The sequence below is a fragment of the Enterobacter cloacae complex sp. S1 genome (assembly GCF_014930525.1).
Taxonomy (GTDB): Bacteria; Pseudomonadota; Gammaproteobacteria; order Enterobacterales; family Enterobacteriaceae; genus Enterobacter; species Enterobacter hormaechei_C.
This window is the reverse complement of record NZ_JADBRE010000009.1, coordinates 80,975-100,384: the sequence shown is the minus strand read 5'-3', so window position 1 is coordinate 100,384 and position 19,410 is coordinate 80,975. Positions and strand designations below refer to the sequence as shown.

Annotated in this window: 13 protein-coding genes; 8 read left to right on the top strand and 5 right to left on the bottom strand. The window is 57.3% G+C overall.

Annotated elements, in window-relative coordinates:
* Nucleotides 1-11 precede the first annotated feature (11 nt).
* Nucleotides 12-662: a response regulator transcription factor RcsB gene (gene rcsB / locus IM290_RS08250; protein ID WP_003859405.1), complete on the top strand. Its 651-nt coding sequence runs from the start codon at nt 12-14 to the stop codon at nt 660-662.
* A gap of 84 nt (nt 663-746) precedes the next feature.
* Here the strand turns inward: rcsB and rcsC are convergent, their stop codons facing one another.
* Together rcsC and gyrA are read right to left on the bottom strand one after the other, a co-directional pair.
* Entirely contained in the window at nt 747-3,593 is a 2,847-nt protein-coding gene (rcsC, locus tag IM290_RS08245) for a two-component system sensor histidine kinase RcsC (protein WP_193042307.1), read from the bottom strand.
* A gap of 135 nt (nt 3,594-3,728) precedes the next feature.
* Entirely contained in the window at nt 3,729-6,365 is a 2,637-nt protein-coding gene (gene gyrA / locus IM290_RS08240) for a DNA topoisomerase (ATP-hydrolyzing) subunit A (protein ID WP_017693022.1), read from the bottom strand.
* Between the two features lie 146 nt (nt 6,366-6,511).
* Between gyrA and ubiG the strand changes: the two genes are divergently transcribed.
* The 4 genes from ubiG to yfaE all read left to right on the top strand — a co-directional run bounded on the left by ubiG (nt 6,512) and on the right by yfaE (nt 11,368).
* Nucleotides 6,512-7,240: a bifunctional 2-polyprenyl-6-hydroxyphenol methylase/3-demethylubiquinol 3-O-methyltransferase UbiG gene (gene ubiG / locus IM290_RS08235; protein WP_006811346.1), complete on the top strand. Its 729-nt coding sequence runs from the start codon at nt 6,512-6,514 to the stop codon at nt 7,238-7,240.
* A gap of 349 nt (nt 7,241-7,589) precedes the next feature.
* Entirely contained in the window at nt 7,590-9,875 is a 2,286-nt protein-coding gene (gene nrdA, locus IM290_RS08230) for a class 1a ribonucleoside-diphosphate reductase subunit alpha (RefSeq protein ID WP_023295072.1), read from the top strand.
* Between the two features lie 108 nt (nt 9,876-9,983).
* Nucleotides 9,984-11,114 (top strand): class Ia ribonucleoside-diphosphate reductase subunit beta, encoded by a 1,131-nt coding sequence (gene nrdB, locus IM290_RS08225; protein ID WP_032620274.1) that lies wholly within the window; start codon nt 9,984-9,986, stop codon nt 11,112-11,114.
* A complete protein-coding gene (gene yfaE / locus IM290_RS08220) occupies nt 11,114-11,368 on the top strand; it encodes a class I ribonucleotide reductase maintenance protein YfaE (protein WP_003859419.1) in 255 nt (84 codons plus the stop codon). Before nrdB ends, yfaE begins: the two co-directional genes overlap by 1 nt.
* Before the next feature lie 83 nt (nt 11,369-11,451).
* Here yfaE and glpQ read toward each other — a convergent pair whose 3' ends face one another.
* Together glpQ and glpT are read right to left on the bottom strand one after the other, a co-directional pair.
* On the bottom strand, nt 11,452-12,513 hold the full coding sequence (glpQ, locus tag IM290_RS08215; protein ID WP_047719282.1) for a glycerophosphodiester phosphodiesterase: 1,062 nt from the start codon (nt 12,511-12,513) through the stop codon (nt 11,452-11,454).
* Between the two features lie 11 nt (nt 12,514-12,524).
* On the bottom strand, nt 12,525-13,877 hold the full coding sequence (gene glpT, locus IM290_RS08210; protein WP_193042308.1) for a glycerol-3-phosphate transporter: 1,353 nt from the start codon (nt 13,875-13,877) through the stop codon (nt 12,525-12,527).
* Between the two features lie 250 nt (nt 13,878-14,127).
* Between glpT and glpA the strand changes: the two genes are divergently transcribed.
* Genes glpA through glpC form a run of 3 tightly spaced genes read left to right on the top strand, consistent with a single transcriptional unit; the run spans nt 14,128 to nt 18,150 of the window.
* On the top strand, nt 14,128-15,756 hold the full coding sequence (gene glpA / locus IM290_RS08205; RefSeq protein WP_193042309.1) for an anaerobic glycerol-3-phosphate dehydrogenase subunit A: 1,629 nt from the start codon (nt 14,128-14,130) through the stop codon (nt 15,754-15,756).
* Complete coding sequence (gene glpB, locus IM290_RS08200) at nt 15,746-16,963, top strand: glycerol-3-phosphate dehydrogenase subunit GlpB (RefSeq protein WP_193042310.1); 1,218 nt, start codon at nt 15,746-15,748, stop codon at nt 16,961-16,963. Before glpA ends, glpB begins: the two co-directional genes overlap by 11 nt.
* Entirely contained in the window at nt 16,960-18,150 is a 1,191-nt protein-coding gene (gene glpC / locus IM290_RS08195) for an anaerobic glycerol-3-phosphate dehydrogenase subunit GlpC (RefSeq protein ID WP_193042311.1), read from the top strand. Before glpB ends, glpC begins: the two co-directional genes overlap by 4 nt.
* Before the next feature lie 31 nt (nt 18,151-18,181).
* Here the strand turns inward: glpC and IM290_RS08190 are convergent, their stop codons facing one another.
* Nucleotides 18,182-19,381 (bottom strand): nicotinamide mononucleotide deamidase-related protein YfaY, encoded by a 1,200-nt coding sequence (locus IM290_RS08190; RefSeq protein WP_017693016.1) that lies wholly within the window; start codon nt 19,379-19,381, stop codon nt 18,182-18,184.
* Nucleotides 19,382-19,410 lie beyond the last annotated feature (29 nt).

Here is a 19,410-nt window from a genome sequence, read left to right as displayed (position 1 = left end):
TAGCCTTATACATGAACAATATGAACGTAATTATTGCCGATGACCATCCGATTGTACTGTTCGGTATTCGCAAATCACTTGAACAGATCGAGTGGGTGAATGTAGTCGGTGAATTTGAAGATTCCACAGCCCTCATTAACAATCTGCCTAAACTTGATGCGCACGTGCTCATTACCGATCTCTCCATGCCTGGAGATAAGTACGGTGATGGGATCACGCTCATCAAATACATTAAACGCCACTTCCCGGACATTTCGATCATTGTTCTGACCATGAACAATAACCCGGCGATCCTGAGCGCCGTTCTGGATCTCGATATTGAAGGGATTGTGCTGAAACAAGGCGCACCTACCGATCTGCCAAAAGCGCTGGCGGCGCTACAGAAAGGGAAGAAATTCACTCCTGAGAGCGTCTCACGCCTGCTTGAAAAAATCAGCGCGGGTGGTTATGGCGACAAGCGTCTCTCGCCTAAAGAGAGTGAAGTACTGCGTCTGTTCGCTGAAGGTTTCCTGGTTACTGAAATCGCCAAGAAGCTGAACCGCAGTATTAAAACCATCAGTAGCCAGAAAAAATCCGCGATGATGAAGTTGGGTGTGGATAACGATATCGCCCTGCTGAACTATCTCTCTTCCGTGACGCTGAGCGCAACGGACAAAGATTGATCTTCGCTGTCTACGCCGGGTGGCGCTCGCGCTTACCCGGCCTACAGCCGCCGGAGAAATAAAAAAGGCCCTTTCGGGCCTTTTTTATTGTCTCGCTTTTCGTACCCGCTCCGCATACACGGACAGTGTCTGCTTCAGTACATCCAGCGTGACCGGCTTCGACAGGCAGCTGTCCATTCCCGACTCCAGACAGCGCTGCTTCTCCTCCGCCAGCGCGTTGGCTGTCACGCCCACCACCGGCAGCGTCAGCCCCAGCTGTCGGATACGCTGCGTCAGACGGTAGCCGTCCATGTTAGGCATGTTCACATCGCTGAGCACAATATCAATATGGTTCTTACTTAAGACATTCAGGGCATCCACGCCATCATTGGCCGTTTTACACTGATAGCCCAGAGAGCCAAGCTGGTCTGCGAGCAGACGACGGTTAATTGGATGGTCGTCGACGACCAGAATCATCATGTCGTCGTTCACCGACGCCAGCTCATCAGGGGAAGCCAGCACGGTCGCGCCGTCGCTGTCCTCAAGCTGCACGCTGTAAATACGCGCCAGCAAGCCCAGCAGCTCGTGCGGTGTCGCCACGCTGTGCACCCATACCCCAGGCGAACGCTCAATCGGGATACCGATATGACGGCGGCAGAACATCACCACGCCGCGCCCCGCCCACGCCTGCTCCGGCTCAACGTCGGTGATCAGCATGTCATCCGCATCCGGTGTCTGGCCTTCGTAGCGTGAAACCCGCACGCCGCTGCTGGTCAGCATTGAGGTCAGGAAATCATGTAAGGAGGCGTTGTGCACCGCCAGCCAGCAGTGCTTATCGCTCAGCCCGTCGACCGTAGTTTTCGCCGGATAGTGTGCCGAATAGAGCGGAATACGAATGGTGAACTGGCTGCCCATACCCGGCTCAGTATCGACGGAGATATCTCCATCCATCATACTGATAAGCTTCTCGCAAATCGCCAGACCTAGCCCGGTCCCCTGGAAATTACGCTGGACGCCGGTTCCCACCTGGAAGAACGGATCGAACAGGCGAACGACCTCTTTCGCCGGAATGCCAACACCCGTGTCGCGCACGCGAATGGTCAGGTACTCCCCTGCCCGACAGACGTGCAGCACAATACAGCCGATATCGGTGAATTTGATGGCGTTGCTCAGCAGGTTTGAGATGACCTGTTGCAGACGCATCGGATCGCCATGCAGCGTCAGCGGCACATCCGGCTCGATAAAGCAGTACAGCCCAAGCTGTTTACGCACCACCAGCGGCAGGTAGTTAGCGCAGATATGGTTCATCACTTCGCGCGGGGAGAACTCGCGCGGCTCTATTTTCAACTGCTCGGATTCAATTTTAGAGAAATCGAGAATATCGCTGATGATTTTCAGCAGCAGGCTGGACGAGTTGTTCATGGCCGTCACCAGCCGGTCGACCCCTTTCGGCAGCTCTTTGGTCTGGAGCAGGTCGAGGTTACCGATAATGCCGTACAGCGGCGTTCGCAGCTCATGGCTGACGGTCGCGAGGAACATCGATTTCGACTGACTGGCCTGCTCCGCCGCCTGCGCCATATCCTGCAATGACTCTTCCATTTTCACGCGCGCAGAGACGTCCACCAGCACGCAAATGGCCACGTTTTCATTGCGGTAGCGAGAATGGACGAAGCTGATTTGCAGGTTGGTGTGGGTGCTGGTCAGCACATCCACAAAGTTAACCTGCTGACCGCAGATGATCTGCGTTAACCGCTGGCGATCTTCATGCGTGAGCATGTTCAGGTAGTTATGGGCAAGCTCATTACTGAGGATATTTGTCCCGTCCTGAGTACGCAGGATGCAGATCCCCACCGGCGCCGAGGCGACAATTTTACGGTTAAACTGCTCATGCTCTTCCAGACGCTGAGCATCCGCTTCCGCCGGAATAAAGATCCGCCGCTCATACATTCTCGCCAGCATAAACAGCGCGACGCCTACCGCGATGTTCAGCAAAATGGCATTAAGGATCAGGATGCGAATGCGCTCCAGGACCTTGTCCACCGGCAGCGAGTAGACAATGCTCAGCGACGATGGCGGTAAACTTTTCTTCAGCACCAGCTCGCGGAACCCGGAGGTATAGCCAAACCATGACCGCTCCTGCATCCAGCTGGGTTCCACCTTCAGGCGGTTTTCAGGGCCGGTAAGGGAGATGAGCGGATGGCCGTTTTCATCCAGAATGGTCACGCCCATCGGCAGACTGCCCGGCGTGAAGAAGTTTTCCATGCGGATGGTTTGTTCAATCCCCAGCAGCGCTTGCAGGCGGTTTCCGAGGTAAACCGGAGTCAGGGCATAGAAATAGCCGACGCCCATGCGCGGCCCCTGACTTATCCAGAAGATGTTGTTCCCGCGCTCTTCCTGAGGCGCATTGCGGTATTTCACTATACGCTCATGCAGACTTTTCAGCGCGTCTTCGCGTTCGACGGGCATATCCCGCAGGCCGAAATCCGCCATGCAGAGATTTTCGTTGCCAATCAGGTAGACGCGGTTCAGGTCGTAGGCGGCCGAGAAGTTATCGCGCCAGTAGCGCATAAACCATGACAGGGACTCCAGCGAACCACGCCAGGCTTTGCCCATGGCGGAACAATCGGAGTCCGGGAAGAGCGGTTCGAAATCAGGTACTTCGGTTTTTTCATCCCGACCGCGGATAGCAAGAATGCCGTTCTCCGCCGTGAGTCGATTCTCAGCAATATACTTAAGCTCTTTCATCACGTCAGACGTGCGCTGGATATAGCGCTGAGCCTGATCCGAGCTTAAGTTAAACTCCTGGCGGATCTCCGCTTCTTTCTGGTGTAACGCGTTAACGATGTAAAACACCGAGAGCAGTGCCACCAGCAACCATAGCAGTAGCGCAAGCGCCCGAAACAGATAGCGAGAGACTTTTAACGTGGTACGAAAGGAGACGAGGTATTTCAAAGGGGCGAGGCTCCGCCGTCGGGGTCAAAAAGAATGTGGTTAAGGTAGCGGTAAACGCGGCTTGTCGCAACGTTCACTTGTCTGCTTGCGCAAAACAAAAGGGCCGGAAACCGGCCCTTTATGCGTCAGGAGACGTTACTCGTCAGCGTCATCCGCTACTTCATCATCGGTGTCCGCTTCCGGGGCGATTTCATCATCCCCTTCCGCAACGCTGCCGTCGATAGAGTCGAGCTCTTCGTCATCCACCGGCTCAGCAACGCGTTGCAGACCGACGACGTTTTCATCTTCCGCAGTACGGATGAGGATAACGCCCTGGGTGTTACGACCCACCACGCTGATCTCAGACACGCGGGTACGCACCAGCGTACCGGCATCGGTGATCATCATGATCTGGTCCGCGTCGTCCACCTGCACCGCGCCAACAACGGAACCGTTGCGCTCGGTCACTTTGATGGAGATAACGCCCTGCGTGCCGCGTGACTTGGTCGGGTATTCGCTTTCCGCCGTACGTTTACCGTAGCCGTTCTGGGTGACGGTCAGGATTGCGCCTTCGCCACGAGGAACGATCAGGGAAACCACGCTGTCTTCACCCGCCAGCTTGATACCACGCACGCCGGTCGCCGTACGACCCATTGCGCGCACGGCGTTCTCTTTAAAGCGCACCACTTTACCGGCCGCAGAGAACAGCATGACTTCATCAGAACCGGAGGTCAGATCCACGCCGATCAGCTCATCGCCTTCGTTCAGGTTCACCGCGATGATCCCGGCAGAACGTGGACGGCTGAACTCGGTCAGCGCGGTTTTCTTCACGGTACCGCTCGCGGTCGCCATAAAGACGTTCACGCCCTCTTCGTACTCGCGTACCGGCAGAATAGCGGTGATACGTTCGTTCGCTTCCAGCGGCAGCAGGTTGACGATAGGACGACCGCGCGCGCCACGGCTCGCTTCCGGCAGCTGATAGACTTTCATCCAGTACAGACGGCCCCGGCTGGAGAAGCAGAGGATCGTGTCGTGGGTGTTGGCCACCAGCAGACGGTCAATGAAGTCTTCTTCTTTAATACGTGCCGCAGATTTGCCTTTACCGCCACGACGCTGTGCTTCGTAGTCGGTCAACGGCTGATACTTCACGTAGCCCTGGTGAGACAGCGTCACTACCACGTCTTCGCGGTTGATCAGATCTTCAATGTTGATATCAGAGCTGTTGGCCGTGATTTCGGTGCGACGCTCGTCGCCGAACTGATCGCGAACCAGCTCCAGCTCTTCACGGATCACTTCCATCAGGCGCTCTGCGCTACCCAGGATATGCAGCAGCTCGGCAATCTGCTCCAGCAGCTCTTTGTACTCGTCGAGCAGTTTTTCATGCTCAAGGCCGGTCAGTTTCTGCAAACGCAGATCCAGAATCGCCTGGGCCTGCTGTTCAGTCAGGTAGTACTGACCGTCACGCACGCCGAATTCCGGTTCCAGCCACTCAGGACGCGCAGCGTCATCACCGGCACGTTCCAGCATTGCCGCCACGTTGCCCAGATCCCATGGACGCGCAACCAACGACGCCTTCGCTTCTGCCGGCGTCGGCGCACGGCGGATCAGCTCGATGATCGGGTCGATGTTCGCCAGCGCAACGGCCAGTGCTTCAAGGATATGGGCACGGTCGCGCGCTTTGCGCAGTTCGAAGATGGTACGGCGAGTCACCACTTCACGGCGGTGACGCACAAACGCGCTCAGGATCTCTTTCAGGTTCATGATCTTCGGCTGGCCATGGTGCAGCGCAACCATGTTGATACCGAAGGAGACCTGAAGCTGAGTCTGGGAGTAAAGGTTGTTCAACACAACTTCACCCACCGCGTCGCGCTTGATTTCAATCACGATGCGCATACCGTCTTTATCAGACTCGTCACGCAGCGCGCTGATGCCTTCAACGCGTTTTTCTTTTACCAGCTCGGCGATTTTTTCAATCAGTCGCGCTTTGTTCACCTGATACGGGATCTCGTGAACAATAATGGTTTCACGGCCGGTTTTAGCGTCCGCTTCCACTTCGGCGCGGGCACGGATGTAAATCTTGCCGCGACCGGTGCGGTACGCTTCTTCAATACCGCGACGGCCATTGATGATTGCCGCCGTCGGGAAGTCCGGGCCCGGGATGTGTTCCATCAGCCCTTCAATGCTGATGTCTTCATCGTCAATGTAGGCCAGGCAGCCGTTGATCACTTCCGTGATATTGTGCGGTGGAATGTTGGTTGCCATACCGACGGCGATACCGGACGAACCGTTCACCAGCAGGTTTGGGATCTTCGTTGGCATAACGTCAGGAATTTTTTCCGTGCCGTCGTAGTTATCAACGAAATCAACCGTCTCTTTTTCCAGGTCAGCCATCAGCTCATGGGCAATCTTCGCCAGACGGATTTCCGTATAACGCATTGCCGCGGCGGAGTCGCCGTCGATAGAACCAAAGTTACCCTGACCATCTACCAGCATGTAACGCAGCGAGAAGGGCTGCGCCATACGGACAATGGTGTCGTACACCGCGGAATCACCATGAGGATGGTATTTACCGATTACGTCACCAACGACACGGGCAGATTTTTTGTAGGCTTTATTCCAGTCATTGCCCAATACGTTCATGGCGTATAGTACGCGACGGTGTACCGGCTTCAGGCCATCGCGGACGTCCGGCAGCGCACGGCCAACAATGACCGACATCGCATAGTCCAGATAGGAGCTTTTCAGCTCTTCCTCGATGTTAACCGGTGTAATTTCTCTCGCAAGGTCGCTCATCTAACCGCTATCCCTCTACTGTATCCCGGATTCAAAGGTCGCAAATTATAACACAGCCGCGGTGATACAGGTAAACCTATACGCTTTATTCACAGGGATTGCCTGATATACTCATTTGTCTTGCTAAATAAGGAGTAAAAGCGCCCATGAATGCCGAAAAATCCCCGGTGGCTCACAACGTTGACCACGAAGAGATTGCCAAATTTGAAGCGGTGGCGTCCCGCTGGTGGGATCTCGAAGGTGAGTTCAAACCTCTGCATCGTATTAACCCGCTGCGTCTGGGCTATATCGCGGAGCGTTCCGGCGGTCTGTTCGGTAAGAAAGTGCTCGACGTCGGCTGCGGCGGCGGCATCCTGGCGGAAAGTATGGCGCGTGAAGGGGCCACCGTCACCGGTCTGGACATGGGCTTCGAACCTCTACAGGTTGCGCGTCTTCATGCGCTGGAGTCCGGCGTACAGGTAGAATATGTCCAGGAAACCGTGGAAGAGCACGCGGCAAAACATGCGCACCAGTATGACGTGGTGACCTGCATGGAGATGCTGGAGCACGTTCCCGATCCGCAGTCGGTGGTCAGCGCCTGTGCAAAACTGGTGAAACCGGGTGGACAGGTCTTCTTCTCGACCATCAACCGCAACGGCAAAGCCTGGCTGATGGCCGTGGTAGGCGCGGAATACGTGCTGCGCATGGTGCCGAAAGGGACGCACGACGTGAAGAAGTTCATCAAGCCTGCCGAACTGCTGGGCTGGGTTGACCAGACATGGCTTAAGGAGCAGCACATGACGGGTCTGCACTACAATCCGCTGACGGATAAATTCAAACTTGCCCCAGGTGTGGATGTTAACTATATGTTGCACACAACCGCCAAAAACGACTAACGTCATCCGTTATTCTTATAATGATTGCGCGACATCATGTTGCGCAATTCTGACCTCCCGTTGAAGAAATCAGCACTCGATCAAATTTTGAATTTTTTTTCTTAATTATTGACATCTCTTCCAGGCCTTACGGCACGAGGACTTAGCCTTTTTTACCCTTTCACAACCTCAATTTAACGTCAAAATCAACCCTTGTGCTGAAAAGATTCGATACTAGAATACTCACCATATAGCGTTCTTCTTATCGCAAAACCCCTATATGTAGTATTTATCCACAGAGTTAGTCACAAGACGGTTCTGTGGATAAGCGGGGGATATTTTTTTATTTCACGGACAGGTAAAAACCCACATGAATCAGAGTCTGCTGGTGACAAAGCGCGACGGTACCACCGAGCGTATCAATCTGGACAAAATCCATCGAGTTCTCGACTGGGCAGCAGAAGGACTGAACAACGTATCTATCTCCCAGGTTGAACTGCGTTCTCACATTCAGTTCTACGACGGCATCAAAACGTCTGATATCCACGAAACCATTATCAAAGCCGCGGCAGATCTGATCTCCCGCGACGCACCGGATTATCAGTACCTCGCTGCGCGTCTGGCGATTTTCCACCTGCGTAAAAAAGCCTACGGCCAGTTCGAGCCGCCGAAGCTTTACGATCACGTAGTGAAAATGGTCGAGCTGGGCAAATACGACACGCATCTGCTGGAAGACTATACGGAAGAAGAGTTCGAGCAGATGAACGGGTTTATCGATCACTGGCGCGACATGAACTTCTCCTACGCGGCGGTGAAGCAGCTCGAAGGCAAATACCTGGTTCAGAACCGTGTGACGGGCGAAATCTACGAGAGCGCCCAGTTCCTCTATATTCTGGTGGCCGCCTGCCTGTTCTCTAATTACCCGCGTGAAACCCGTCTGGACTACGTGAAGCGTTTCTACGATGCGGTCTCTACGTTCAAGATTTCTCTGCCGACGCCAATCATGTCCGGCGTGCGTACCCCTACCCGTCAGTTCAGCTCCTGCGTACTGATCGAGTGTGGTGACAGCCTGGATTCTATCAACGCGACCTCCAGCGCCATCGTGAAATACGTCTCCCAGCGTGCCGGTATCGGCATCAACGCCGGCCGTATCCGTGCGCTGGGCAGCCCGATCCGCGGCGGTGAAGCGTTCCACACCGGCTGTATTCCGTTCTACAAGCACTTCCAGACGGCAGTAAAATCCTGCTCTCAGGGCGGCGTGCGTGGTGGTGCAGCGACCCTGTTCTACCCAATGTGGCACCTGGAAGTGGAAAGCCTGCTGGTTCTGAAAAACAACCGCGGCGTGGAAGGCAACCGCGTGCGTCACATGGACTACGGCGTGCAGATCAACAAGCTGATGTACACCCGTCTGCTGAAAGGGGAAGACATCACCCTGTTCAGCCCGTCCGATGTCCCGGGCCTGTACGACGCGTTCTTCGCCGATCAGGACGAGTTCGAACGTCTGTACACCAAATATGAAAAAGACGACAGCATCCGCAAGCAGCGCGTGAAAGCGGTCGATCTGTTCTCCCTGATGATGCAGGAACGTGCTTCTACCGGCCGTATCTACATCCAGAACGTTGACCACTGCAACACCCACAGCCCGTTCGATCCGGTGGTTGCACCAGTGCGCCAGTCCAACCTGTGCCTCGAGATCGCCCTGCCGACCAAACCGCTGGAAGACGTAAACGACGAAAACGGTGAAATCGCGCTCTGTACGCTGTCCGCGTTCAACCTGGGTGCGATTAAGAGCCTGGACGAGCTGGAAGAGCTGGCGGTGCTGGCGGTTCGTGCGCTCGACGCCCTGCTGGATTACCAGGATTACCCAATCCCGGCGGCAAAACGCGGCGCAATGGGCCGTCGCACTTTAGGTATCGGCGTGATCAACTTCGCCTACTGGCTGGCGAAAAACGGCAAGCGTTACTCCGACGGCAGCGCCAACAATCTGACGCACCAGACGTTCGAAGCGATTCAGTACTACCTGATGAAAGCCTCTAACGAGCTGGCGAAAGAGCAAGGCGCGTGCCCGTGGTTCAACGAAACCACCTACGCGAAAGGCATTCTGCCGATCGACACCTACAAAAAAGATCTGGATGCGATCGTCAGCGAGCCGCTGCACCTCGACTGGGAAGGCCTGCGCGAGTCCATTAAAACTCACGGCCTGCGTAACTCCACGCTCTCTGCCCTGATGCCGTCCGAGACCTCTTCGCAGATCTCCAACGCCACCAACGGTATTGAGCCACCGCGCGGCCACGTCAGCATCAAAGCGTCGAAAGACGGCGTGCTGCGTCAGGTGGTGCCGGATTACGAAACGCTGGGTGACAACTACGAGCTGCTGTGGGAAATGCCAAACAACGACGGCTATCTGCAACTGGTGGGTATCATGCAGAAGTTTATCGACCAGTCGATCTCTGCCAATACCAACTACGACCCAACGCGCTTCCCGTCTGGCAAGGTTCCGATGCAGCAACTGCTGAAAGACCTGCTCACCGCCTACAAATTTGGCGTGAAAACGCTGTACTATCACAACACCCGTGATGGTGCGGAAGACGCCCAGGACGACCTGGTGCCGTCAATTCAGGACGATGGCTGCGAAAGCGGCGCATGTAAGATCTAATAAATTCCCTCACCCTAACCCTCTCCCACAGGGAGAGGGAACTCTTTCCCCCTCTCCCTGTGGGAGAGGGCCGGGGTGAGGGGAAATAACACCACAGGACTCACCGCAATGGCATATACCACCTTTTCACAGACGAAAAACGACCAGCTCAAAGAGCCGATGTTCTTCGGCCAGCCGGTCAACGTGGCACGCTACGATCAGCAAAAATATGACATCTTCGAAAAGCTGATTGAAAAGCAACTCTCCTTCTTCTGGCGTCCGGAAGAAGTTGACGTTTCCCGCGACCGTATCGATTTCCAGGCGCTGCCGGAACACGAAAAGCACATCTTCCTCAGCAACCTGAAGTACCAGACGCTGCTGGACTCCATCCAGGGTCGTAGTCCAAACGTGGCGCTGCTGCCGCTGATCTCGATTCCTGAGCTGGAAACCTGGGTAGAGACCTGGGCGTTCTCCGAGACGATCCACTCCCGCTCTTACACCCACATCATCCGCAACATCGTGAACGATCCGGCGGTGGTGTTTGACGATATCGTCACCAATGAGCAGATCCAGAAGCGCGCGGAAGGCATTGCGCACTACTACGACGAGCTGATCGAGATGACCAGCTACTGGCATCTGATGGGCGAAGGCACGCATAACGTGAACGGCAAAACCATTACCGTAAACCTGCGGGCCCTGAAAAAGCAGCTGTACCTGTGCCTGATGAGCGTCAACGCGCTGGAAGCAATCCGCTTCTACGTAAGCTTCGCCTGCTCCTTCGCTTTTGCCGAGCGCAAGCTGATGGAAGGTAACGCCAAAATTATCCGCCTGATCGCCCGTGACGAAGCCCTGCACCTGACCGGCACCCAGCATATGCTGAACCTGCTGCGCAGCGGCGCGGACGACCCGGAAATGGCTGCGATTGCCGAAGAGTGCAAGCAGGAATGCTACGATCTGTTCGTGCTGGCCGCCCAGCAGGAGAAAGAGTGGGCAGACTACCTGTTCCGCGACGGCTCCATGATTGGCCTGAACAAAGACATTCTGTGCCAGTACGTGGAGTACATCACTAACATCCGCATGCAGGCTGTGGGTCTCGATCTGCCATTCCAGACGCGCTCTAACCCGATTCCGTGGATCAACACCTGGCTGGTGTCCGATAACGTGCAGGTTGCGCCGCAGGAAGTGGAAGTGAGTTCTTATCTGGTCGGTCAGATTGATTCTGAAGTCAACACCGACGACCTGAGCGATTTCCAGCTCTGATGAGCCGCGTAACGCTGAGCCTTTCTGGTACAGAGGTGTTGTGCCAGGAAGAGCACCCTTCTCTGCTGGTGGCGCTTGAAGCGCATCAGGTAGAAGTAGAGTACCAGTGTCGTGAAGGCTACTGCGGCTCCTGCCGCTGCCGTCTGGTCGCAGGCCAGGTAGACTGGCTGACCGAACCGCTGGCCTTTATCAGTGAAGGGGAGATTTTGCCCTGCTGCTGCCGGGCAAAAGGCGATATTGAGATCGAGATGTAATTATGTCGGGTGGCGCTTCGCTGACCCGACCTACAAAACCGCAGTTCGTAGGCCGGGTAAGGCGCAGCCGCCACCCGGCAATTTCAGCGTTTATCCTTCAAAAAGCTCACCGCTTTATCCGGGAAATCCGTAAACAACCCGTCCACATCCGCCTGGTTATACAGCACGTCGTAAAGCTGATTCACGTCCGTCGCATACTCCGGCAGCTGGTCTGCGCGTACGGTATACGGATGCACCTGCATCTTGCTCGCATGCGCCTCTTTCACCATCGCCGTCAGCTTCACGTGACCCGGCGTTGAGCCTTCCGCCACCAGCATGTGGTAATCCGGCCCGATGCCGTCGGCGTACTGCGCAATCTGCTTCATCGCGCCCGGCTTAAACATCCAGTCGTAGCTGTAGTTCACCCACTTCCCGTCCGGCTGTTTTTCCTGGGTTTCATTCCAGTCGGTATACGCAATCAGCTGCACCAGATTGAGATCCATCCCCATTTTCGGCTCCAGCTCGGTTTTGATGCGCTTCAGTTCCGCGGCGTCGAAACATTGCAGGAAAACCTTATCCTGCTTGCTGGTGTAGCCGTACTTTTTCAGTACCTCCAGCGTCTTCGCGGCAATGTCCTTCCCTTCCTGATGGTGGAACCACGGCGCTTTGATTTCCGGGTAGATACCGATATTTTTGCCTGTCGAGTGGTTCAGCCCCTGAACAAACTCGATCTCCTCTTCGAAGGTGTGAATACGGAAGTCAGACTTGCCCATCGGGAAACGTCCCGGATAGACCTGTACTTTCTTACCGTTTTCAATCTCGAAGCCCTCGGTAAACTTCAGCGAGCGGATCTCCGCCAGCGTGAAGTCGATGGCGTAGTAGCGACCATCTTTACGGGCGCGATCCGGGAAACGTTCCGCCACGTCCGTCACGCGGTCAAGATAGTGGTCATGGAGAACGACCAGCTGGTCGTCCTTCGTCATCACCAGATCCTGCTCCAGATAATCCGCGCCCTGGGCATAGGCCATCGCTTTTGCCGGCAGCGTATGCTCCGGCAGATAACCGCTGGCGCCACGGTGGGCGATCACGATCTTATCCGCCGCCAGCGCGGAGCTTGTCATCAGGCCCGCCAGCAGCAGACCTGTCGCTAACTGAGTTAATTTCATCGCAATGCTCCTTATTGACGACGCGCCAGCACTTCGGCGTGGTGACGTTTTTCACCAATCATCACAACAACCAGCAGCAGAACAGCCAGCACGCTGCCGCCAATCATCACCATAAAGCCGCCATCCCAGCCGAAGAAGTCGACGGTGTAGCCGACGATGGCGCTCGCAGCGACCGAACCGCCGAGGTAGCCAAACAGACCGGTAAAGCCTGCCGCCGTGCCTGCCGCTTTCTTCGGCGCCAGCTCCAGGGCATGCAGACCAATCAGCATAACCGGACCATAAATCAGGAAGCCGATGACGATCATACAGGCCATATCCACACCCGGATTCCCCGGCGGGTTAAGCCAGTAAACGACCGTCGCGATGGTGACCAGCGTCATAAAGAACACGCCCGTCGCCCCACGGTTGCCCTTAAACACTTTGTCCGACATCCAGCCGCAGATCAGCGTGCCGGGAATGCCCGCGTATTCATACAGGAAATAGGCCCAGGAGGATTTATCCAGCGCGAAGTGCTTCACCTCTTTCAGGTAGGTTGGCGACCAGTCGAGGATGCCGTAACGCAGCAGGTAGACAAATACGTTCGCCACCGCGATGTACCACAGCAGCTTGTTTGGCAGCACATACTTCATGAAGATCTGCTTTGCCGTCAGCTCTTCTTCGTGCTTCTCGCTGTAATCATCCGGGTAGTCGTTTTTGTACTCTTCAATCGGCGGCAGGCCGCAGGACTGTGGGGTGTCGCGCATCAGAGCGAAGGCGATAATCGCCACCAGAATGGCGCCAAAGGCAGGCATGTAGAGCGCCGCGTGCCAGTCGTTGAACCAGGCCATCCCCAGCAGGAACAGCAGCGGCGGAAGCCCGCCCCCGACGTTATGCGCACAGTTCCAGACCGATACAATTCCACCACGCTCTTTCTGTGACCACCAGTGAACCATGGTGCGTCCGCATGGCGGCCACCCCATCCCCTGGAACCAGCCGCAGAGGAACAGCAGCACGAACATGGTGGCAATGCTGGAGGTCGCCCACGGCACAAAGCCCATGAACAGCATCACCGCTGCCGCGAGGATCAGACCGGCGGGCAGGAACACGCGCGGATTCGAACGATCCGACACCGACCCCATAATAAACTTCGAAAAACCGTACGCGATGGAGATCCCCGACAGCGCAAATCCCAGATCGCCGCGAGAGAAGCCCTGCTCCACCAGGTACGGCATGGCGAGCGCAAAGTTTTTACGTACCAGATAGTACGCCGCATACCCGAAGAAGATCCCGAGGAAGATTTGCCAACGCAGACGGCGGTAGAGAGGATCAATCTCTGCCTCTGGCAGTCGCGCCCGATGTGGCGCAGGTTTAAAGATACTGAGCATAACAGCCTCCGTGGCCTTTCAAAAAATGACCGGGCATCTCGCGCCCGGCTACAGAGGCGGCGATGTTAAGAAATCACGGTGAATGTTACTGTGAATCAACGCACAGATTGTTACAGAAATATGACAGAATGCGCAAAAAAGCGCATGAAATCACGTTTCACTTTCGAATTTCGCGCGTTTATGTTCGAAATCAAACAAACCACACGATCAATGTGGCTAAATGCTAAAAAACGAACATAGAGGAAAGGCAATGACAATTCACGATCCACGCTTCAGCGATGTGATTATCATTGGCGGTGGCGCGACGGGTGCCGGCATCGCACGCGACTGCGCCCTGCGGGGATTGAGCGTCACGCTTCTGGAACGCCACGATATCGCCACCGGCGCGACGGGACGTAATCACGGTCTGTTGCACAGCGGCGCCCGCTATGCGGTCACTGACGCTGAGTCAGCACGCGAGTGTATCGCTGAAAACCAGATCCTCAGGCGCATCGCCCGCCACTGCGTTGAACCGACCAACGGTCTTTTTATCACCCTTCCAGAAGATGACCTCGGCTTTCAGCAAACCTTTATCACCGCCTGCACGGCGGCAGGCATTCAGGCCGAGGCGATCGATCCTGCGCAGGCGCGCCGTCTTGAACCCTCGGTAAACCCGGCGTTACTGGGCGCGGTAAAAGTACCGGACGGAACCGTTGATCCTTTCCGCCTGACCGCCGCCAATATGCTCGACGCGCGGGAACATGGCGCCCAGATCCTGACCGGGCATCACGTCACCGGGCTTATTCGTGAAGGTAATACCGTGCGCGGAGTGCGCGTGTTTGATGCGCAGTACAACGAGCACCGCGAGCTGTATGCCGCCGTCGTGGTCAACGCGGCGGGGATCTGGGGCCAGCGCATCGCGGAATACGCGGACCTGTCGGTGCGCATGTTCCCGGCGAAAGGCTCGCTGCTGATCCTCGACCACCGCATCAATAACCATGTCATCAACCGCTGCCGTAAACCGTCTGACGCCGATATCCTCGTGCCGGGGGACACCATTTCGTTAATCGGCACGACCTCAATGCATGTGGACTACAGCGAAATTGATTACAACCGCGTCACCGCTGAAGAGGTGGATATCCTGCTGCGCGAAGGGGAAAAGCTGGCCCCGGTGATGGCGCAGACGCGTATTCTGCGTGCCTACGCGGGCGTGCGTCCCCTCGTCGCCAGCGATAACGATCCGAGCGGGCGTAACGTCAGCCGCGGCATCGTGCTGCTCGATCACGCCGAACGCGACGGCATGGACGGGTTTATCACCATTACCGGCGGCAAGCTGATGACCTACCGGCTGATGGCCCAGTGGGCCACCGATGCCATCTGCCGTAAGCTCGGCAACACCACGCCGTGCGTGACGGCGGAACAGGCTCTGCCCGGCTCGCAGCAATCGACAGAAAAAACGCTGCACAAGATCATTTCACTCCCTGCCCCGCTTCGCGGTTCGGCGATTTACCGCCACGGCGACCGCACCCCAACCTGGCTCGGTGAAGGGCGACTCAGCCGCAGCCTGGTGTGCGAATGCGAAGCCGTGACCGCAGGCGAGGTGCAGTATGCCGTGGAAAACCTGACGGTGAACAACCTGCTCGATTTACGCCGCCGCACGCGCGTCGGGATGGGCACCTGTCAGGGGGAGCTGTGCGCCTGCCGTGCCGCCGGGCTGCTGCAACGTTTTCACGCCACCACGTCAACCCAGTCGCTTGCCCAGCTCAGCGATTTTTTAAACGAGCGCTGGAAAGGCATTCAGCCCGTCGCCTGGGGCGATGCCCTGCGCGAAAGCGAGTTTACCCGCTGGGTCTATCAGGGGCTTTGCGGTCTGGAGAAGGAGCACAACCATGAAATTTGATACCGTGATTGTGGGTGGGGGGCTGGCGGGCCTGCTGTGCGGCCTCAAACTGACGCAGCGGGGTCTGCGCTGCGCCATTGTTACTCGCGGTCAGAGTGCCCTGCACTTCTCCTCCGGCTCGCTGGATTTACTGGGCGCGCTATCGTTCGCCGATCTGCCGCCTGAACATCCCTACCGCCTGACGGGCGCAGAGAATATGGCCCGCTTTGCCTGCGAAACCGAACACCTGCTCACCACCTGCGGCGCACGCATGCAGGGTGACGCCGAGCAAAATCATCAGCGCGTCACGCCGCTCGGCACCCTGCGCGCCGCCTGGCTTAGCCCGGAAGAGGTGCCTGTCGCCCCCATCGCTGCCGAGCGCGTGCGGGTGGTGGGGATCAGCGGCTTCCTCGATTTCCAGCCGCATCTGGCCGTCGCGTCTCTCAGACAGCAGGGTGTTCAGGTGGATACGGCGGAGATTGACCTCCCTGAACTCGACGTGCTGCGCGAAAACCCCAGCGAGTTTCGTGCGGTGAACATTGCCCGCCTGCTGGATAATGAAAGTTACTGGCCGCAGCTGTACGCGGCGCTTCAACCGCTCGGCGAGACCTGCGACGCCCTGTTTATGCCCGCCTGTTTTGGCTTAACGGACAACCGGCTCTGGCGCTGGCTCTCGGCGCGCCTGCCCTGTACGCTCGGTTTACTGCCGACGCTCCCCCCTTCCGTGCCCGGCATTCGTCTGCACACCCAGCTTCAGCGTCAGTTTGTTGCCCAGGGTGGCGTCTGGATGGCAGGCGACGAGGTGAAAAAAATCACCCTGGCTGAGGGCGCGGTAAGCGAAATCTGGACCCGCAACCACGGCGACATCCCGCTTCGCGCACGCTATACGGTGCTGGCAAGCGGCAGTTTCTTCAGTAACGGTCTGCTGAGCAGCCGGGATGGCGTGCGTGAGGCGATCCTCGGTCTGGACGTCCGGCAAAGCGCTTCCCGCGCGGACTGGTATCAAAGCGATTTCTTCACCCCGCAGCCCTGGCAGCAGTTCGGCGTGATCGTCGACAGCCAACTGCGCCCGCGGCTGGGCGGGGAACCGGTTGAAAATCTTTACGCCATCGGCTCGGTTCTGGGCGGGTACGATCCCGTGGCGCAGGGCTGCGGTGGCGGCGTCTGCGCCGTCACCGCGCTGTATGTCGCGGAGCAGATTATCCAGCGCAGGGAGGGAGCACAATGAACGACACCCGATTTGAAAGCTGTATCAAATGCACGGTCTGCACCACGGTTTGCCCGGTCAGCGGCGTCGATCCGCGCTATCCCGGCCCGAAACAGGCCGGTCCCGACGGGGAACGTCTGCGCCTGAAGGATGGCGCGCTCTACGACGAGGCGCTGAAATACTGCATCAACTGCAAACGCTGCGAAGTTGCCTGCCCGTCGGACGTGAAAATAGGCGATATCATCCAGCGCGCCCGCGCCCGCTACAGTACGCAAAAACCGACGCTGCGTGACGCGATACTGAGCCACACCGATCTGATGGGTAGCCTCTCGACGCCTTTCGCGCCGGTCGTCAATGCCGCCACCGCCCTGAAGCCGGTGCGCAGGCTGCTGGATGCGACGCTCAAAATCGACCATCACCGCAGTCTGCCGAAATATTCTCACGGCACCTTCCGCCGCTGGTATAAATCCGTGGCAGCAGAACAGGCGCAGTTCGCTGAGCAGGTCGCCTTCTTCCACGGCTGCTACGTGAACTACAACCATCCGCAGCTGGGGAAAGACCTGCTGAAAGTGCTGAACGCCATGGGAACGGGCGTTCAGCTGCTGAGCAAAGAAAAGTGCTGCGGCGTTCCGCTGATTGCCAACGGCTTCATCGACAAAGCGCGCAAGCAGGCGAGCAGCAACGTCACCTCTTTACGTGAGGCGATCGTCGACAAACGGATACCGGTACTGGCGACGTCGTCAACCTGTACCTTCACGCTGCGCGATGAATATCCGCATCTGCTGGAGGTGGATAACACCGGCCTGCGCGAGCACATTGAGCTGGCGACCCGTTTTCTCTGGCGCAAACTGGACAGCGGGCAGACGTTACCGCTGGGCAAATTGCCGCTGAAGGTGGTGTATCACACGCCATGTCATATGGAGAAGATGGGCTGGTCGATCTATACGCTTGAGCTGCTGCGGCTGATCCCCGGGCTGGAGCTGACGGTGCTGGACTCACGCTGCTGCGGCATCGCAGGCACGTACGGCTTCAAGCGTGAAAACTACCCAACGTCACAGGCCATTGGCGCGCCGCTGTTCCGGCAGATTGAAGAGAGCGCCGCAGATATCGTGGTGACGGACTGCGAAACCTGCAAGTGGCAGATCGAGATGTCCACCAGCAAACGCTGTGAACATCCCATTACCTTGCTGGCAAAAGCGCTGGCGTAACCGTTGCCGGGGACACGGCCCCGGCACACTCTCACTCCACGAACAGCGATTCGACGACGTTGATCCAGCCGTGCTCGCTGGCGACCTCTTTCCCGTTCAGCCAGCGGCGCAGCATGTTCAGCGCCATCATCGCGCACACCTCCTGACGCACGGCCAGGCTGTGGCGGGTAATGCTCATCCTGACCCGCAGGGCGTGCGTCCCTTCCGGCGTTGCCAGGGCAAAGTTGAGGTGCTCCTCATCCAGCCCGCCCACAAACAGCGCCAGCCCGGCGAAATGCTTCACTCTGCGCTCGGACGCCCAGCGCGCCGTCTGCGCCAGCGTCTCCTGCTGGAACGGCACCACTTCACTGGCCAGCAGCGGCGCACCCGCCCGGGTAAGCTGAAGCGCCAGAAGCCCACCGGTAAACTGCTCGCTTAACGTCACGCTCAACTGGCGGGACTGCAAATGCGCTGCGATCTGCGCCGGCAGCCCTTCCGTTCCTTCGAAAATCAGGCTTTCCCCGGCGACGCGCTGCACTTCCGGCCACAGCGCCAGCATGGCGGCTTTCTCTGACGCCGGTCCGGTCAGCTTCAGTTCAATAATCGGCATGGAGGAGCGATAGCCCATCGACACGCCGGGAGGCAGTTGCAGGTGATCGAGGCTCTGGGCCAGATCGCTTTCCGAGCGACCAAAGGTGGTCAGACGCAGGCACAGCGGCGGTTCAGGCAGCGTGAAGCGCGCGCGCAGGCGCGGCAGGATCTGCTGCTCGACCATCACTTTAAATTCCGACGGCACGCCCGGGGTGAAGAACATCAGGCAGCGGTTCAGTTGAACGGCAAACCCGCAGGCGGTGCCAACCGGGTTATCAATCAGTTCCGCGCTGGCGGGAATTTCAGCCTGCTTGCGGTTGCTGGGGGCCATCACGCGGCCACGCCCGGAGAAAAAGCGCTCCATCTGCGCCAGCCACGCCTCGTGCAGGACCAGGCCTTCGCCTTTGGCCGTGGCAGCGGCCAGCGCGCTGAGATCGTCGCTGGTGGGTCCCAGCCCGCCGTTCACAATCAGCACATCGCAGCGTTCGCTGCGCTCGCGAAGAACGTTGACCAGCGACTCAAGATTGTCACCTACGGTGTTGCGGCGCGTTAACGGTAATCCTTGCTCAAAGAAGAGATCGGCAAGCCAGGCGGCATTGGTATCAATGATTTGCCCATGCAGCACTTCGTCGCCAGTGGATAACATTTCCACATTTATCATTGTGTTCTCCCATTTCAATGGTCAAAACA

What these genes read in the sequence shown, in the direction of transcription:
- rcsB (WP_003859405.1), top strand. Translation starts at nt 12, where the DNA reads ATGAACAATATGAACGTAATTATTGCCGATGACCATCCGATTGTACTG.
- gyrA (WP_017693022.1), bottom strand. Translation starts at nt 6,365, where the DNA reads ATGAGCGACCTTGCGAGAGAAATTACACCGGTTAACATCGAGGAAGAG.
- ubiG (WP_006811346.1), top strand. Translation starts at nt 6,512, where the DNA reads ATGAATGCCGAAAAATCCCCGGTGGCTCACAACGTTGACCACGAAGAG.
- nrdA (WP_023295072.1), top strand. Translation starts at nt 7,590, where the DNA reads ATGAATCAGAGTCTGCTGGTGACAAAGCGCGACGGTACCACCGAGCGT.
- nrdB (WP_032620274.1), top strand. Translation starts at nt 9,984, where the DNA reads ATGGCATATACCACCTTTTCACAGACGAAAAACGACCAGCTCAAAGAG.
- yfaE (WP_003859419.1), top strand. Translation starts at nt 11,114, where the DNA reads ATGAGCCGCGTAACGCTGAGCCTTTCTGGTACAGAGGTGTTGTGCCAG.
- glpQ (WP_047719282.1), bottom strand. Translation starts at nt 12,513, where the DNA reads ATGAAATTAACTCAGTTAGCGACAGGTCTGCTGCTGGCGGGCCTGATG.
- glpT (WP_193042308.1), bottom strand. Translation starts at nt 13,877, where the DNA reads ATGCTCAGTATCTTTAAACCTGCGCCACATCGGGCGCGACTGCCAGAG.
- glpA (WP_193042309.1), top strand. Translation starts at nt 14,128, where the DNA reads ATGACAATTCACGATCCACGCTTCAGCGATGTGATTATCATTGGCGGT.
- glpB (WP_193042310.1), top strand. Translation starts at nt 15,746, where the DNA reads ATGAAATTTGATACCGTGATTGTGGGTGGGGGGCTGGCGGGCCTGCTG.
- glpC (WP_193042311.1), top strand. Translation starts at nt 16,960, where the DNA reads ATGAACGACACCCGATTTGAAAGCTGTATCAAATGCACGGTCTGCACC.
- IM290_RS08190 (WP_017693016.1), bottom strand. Translation starts at nt 19,381, where the DNA reads ATGATAAATGTGGAAATGTTATCCACTGGCGACGAAGTGCTGCATGGG.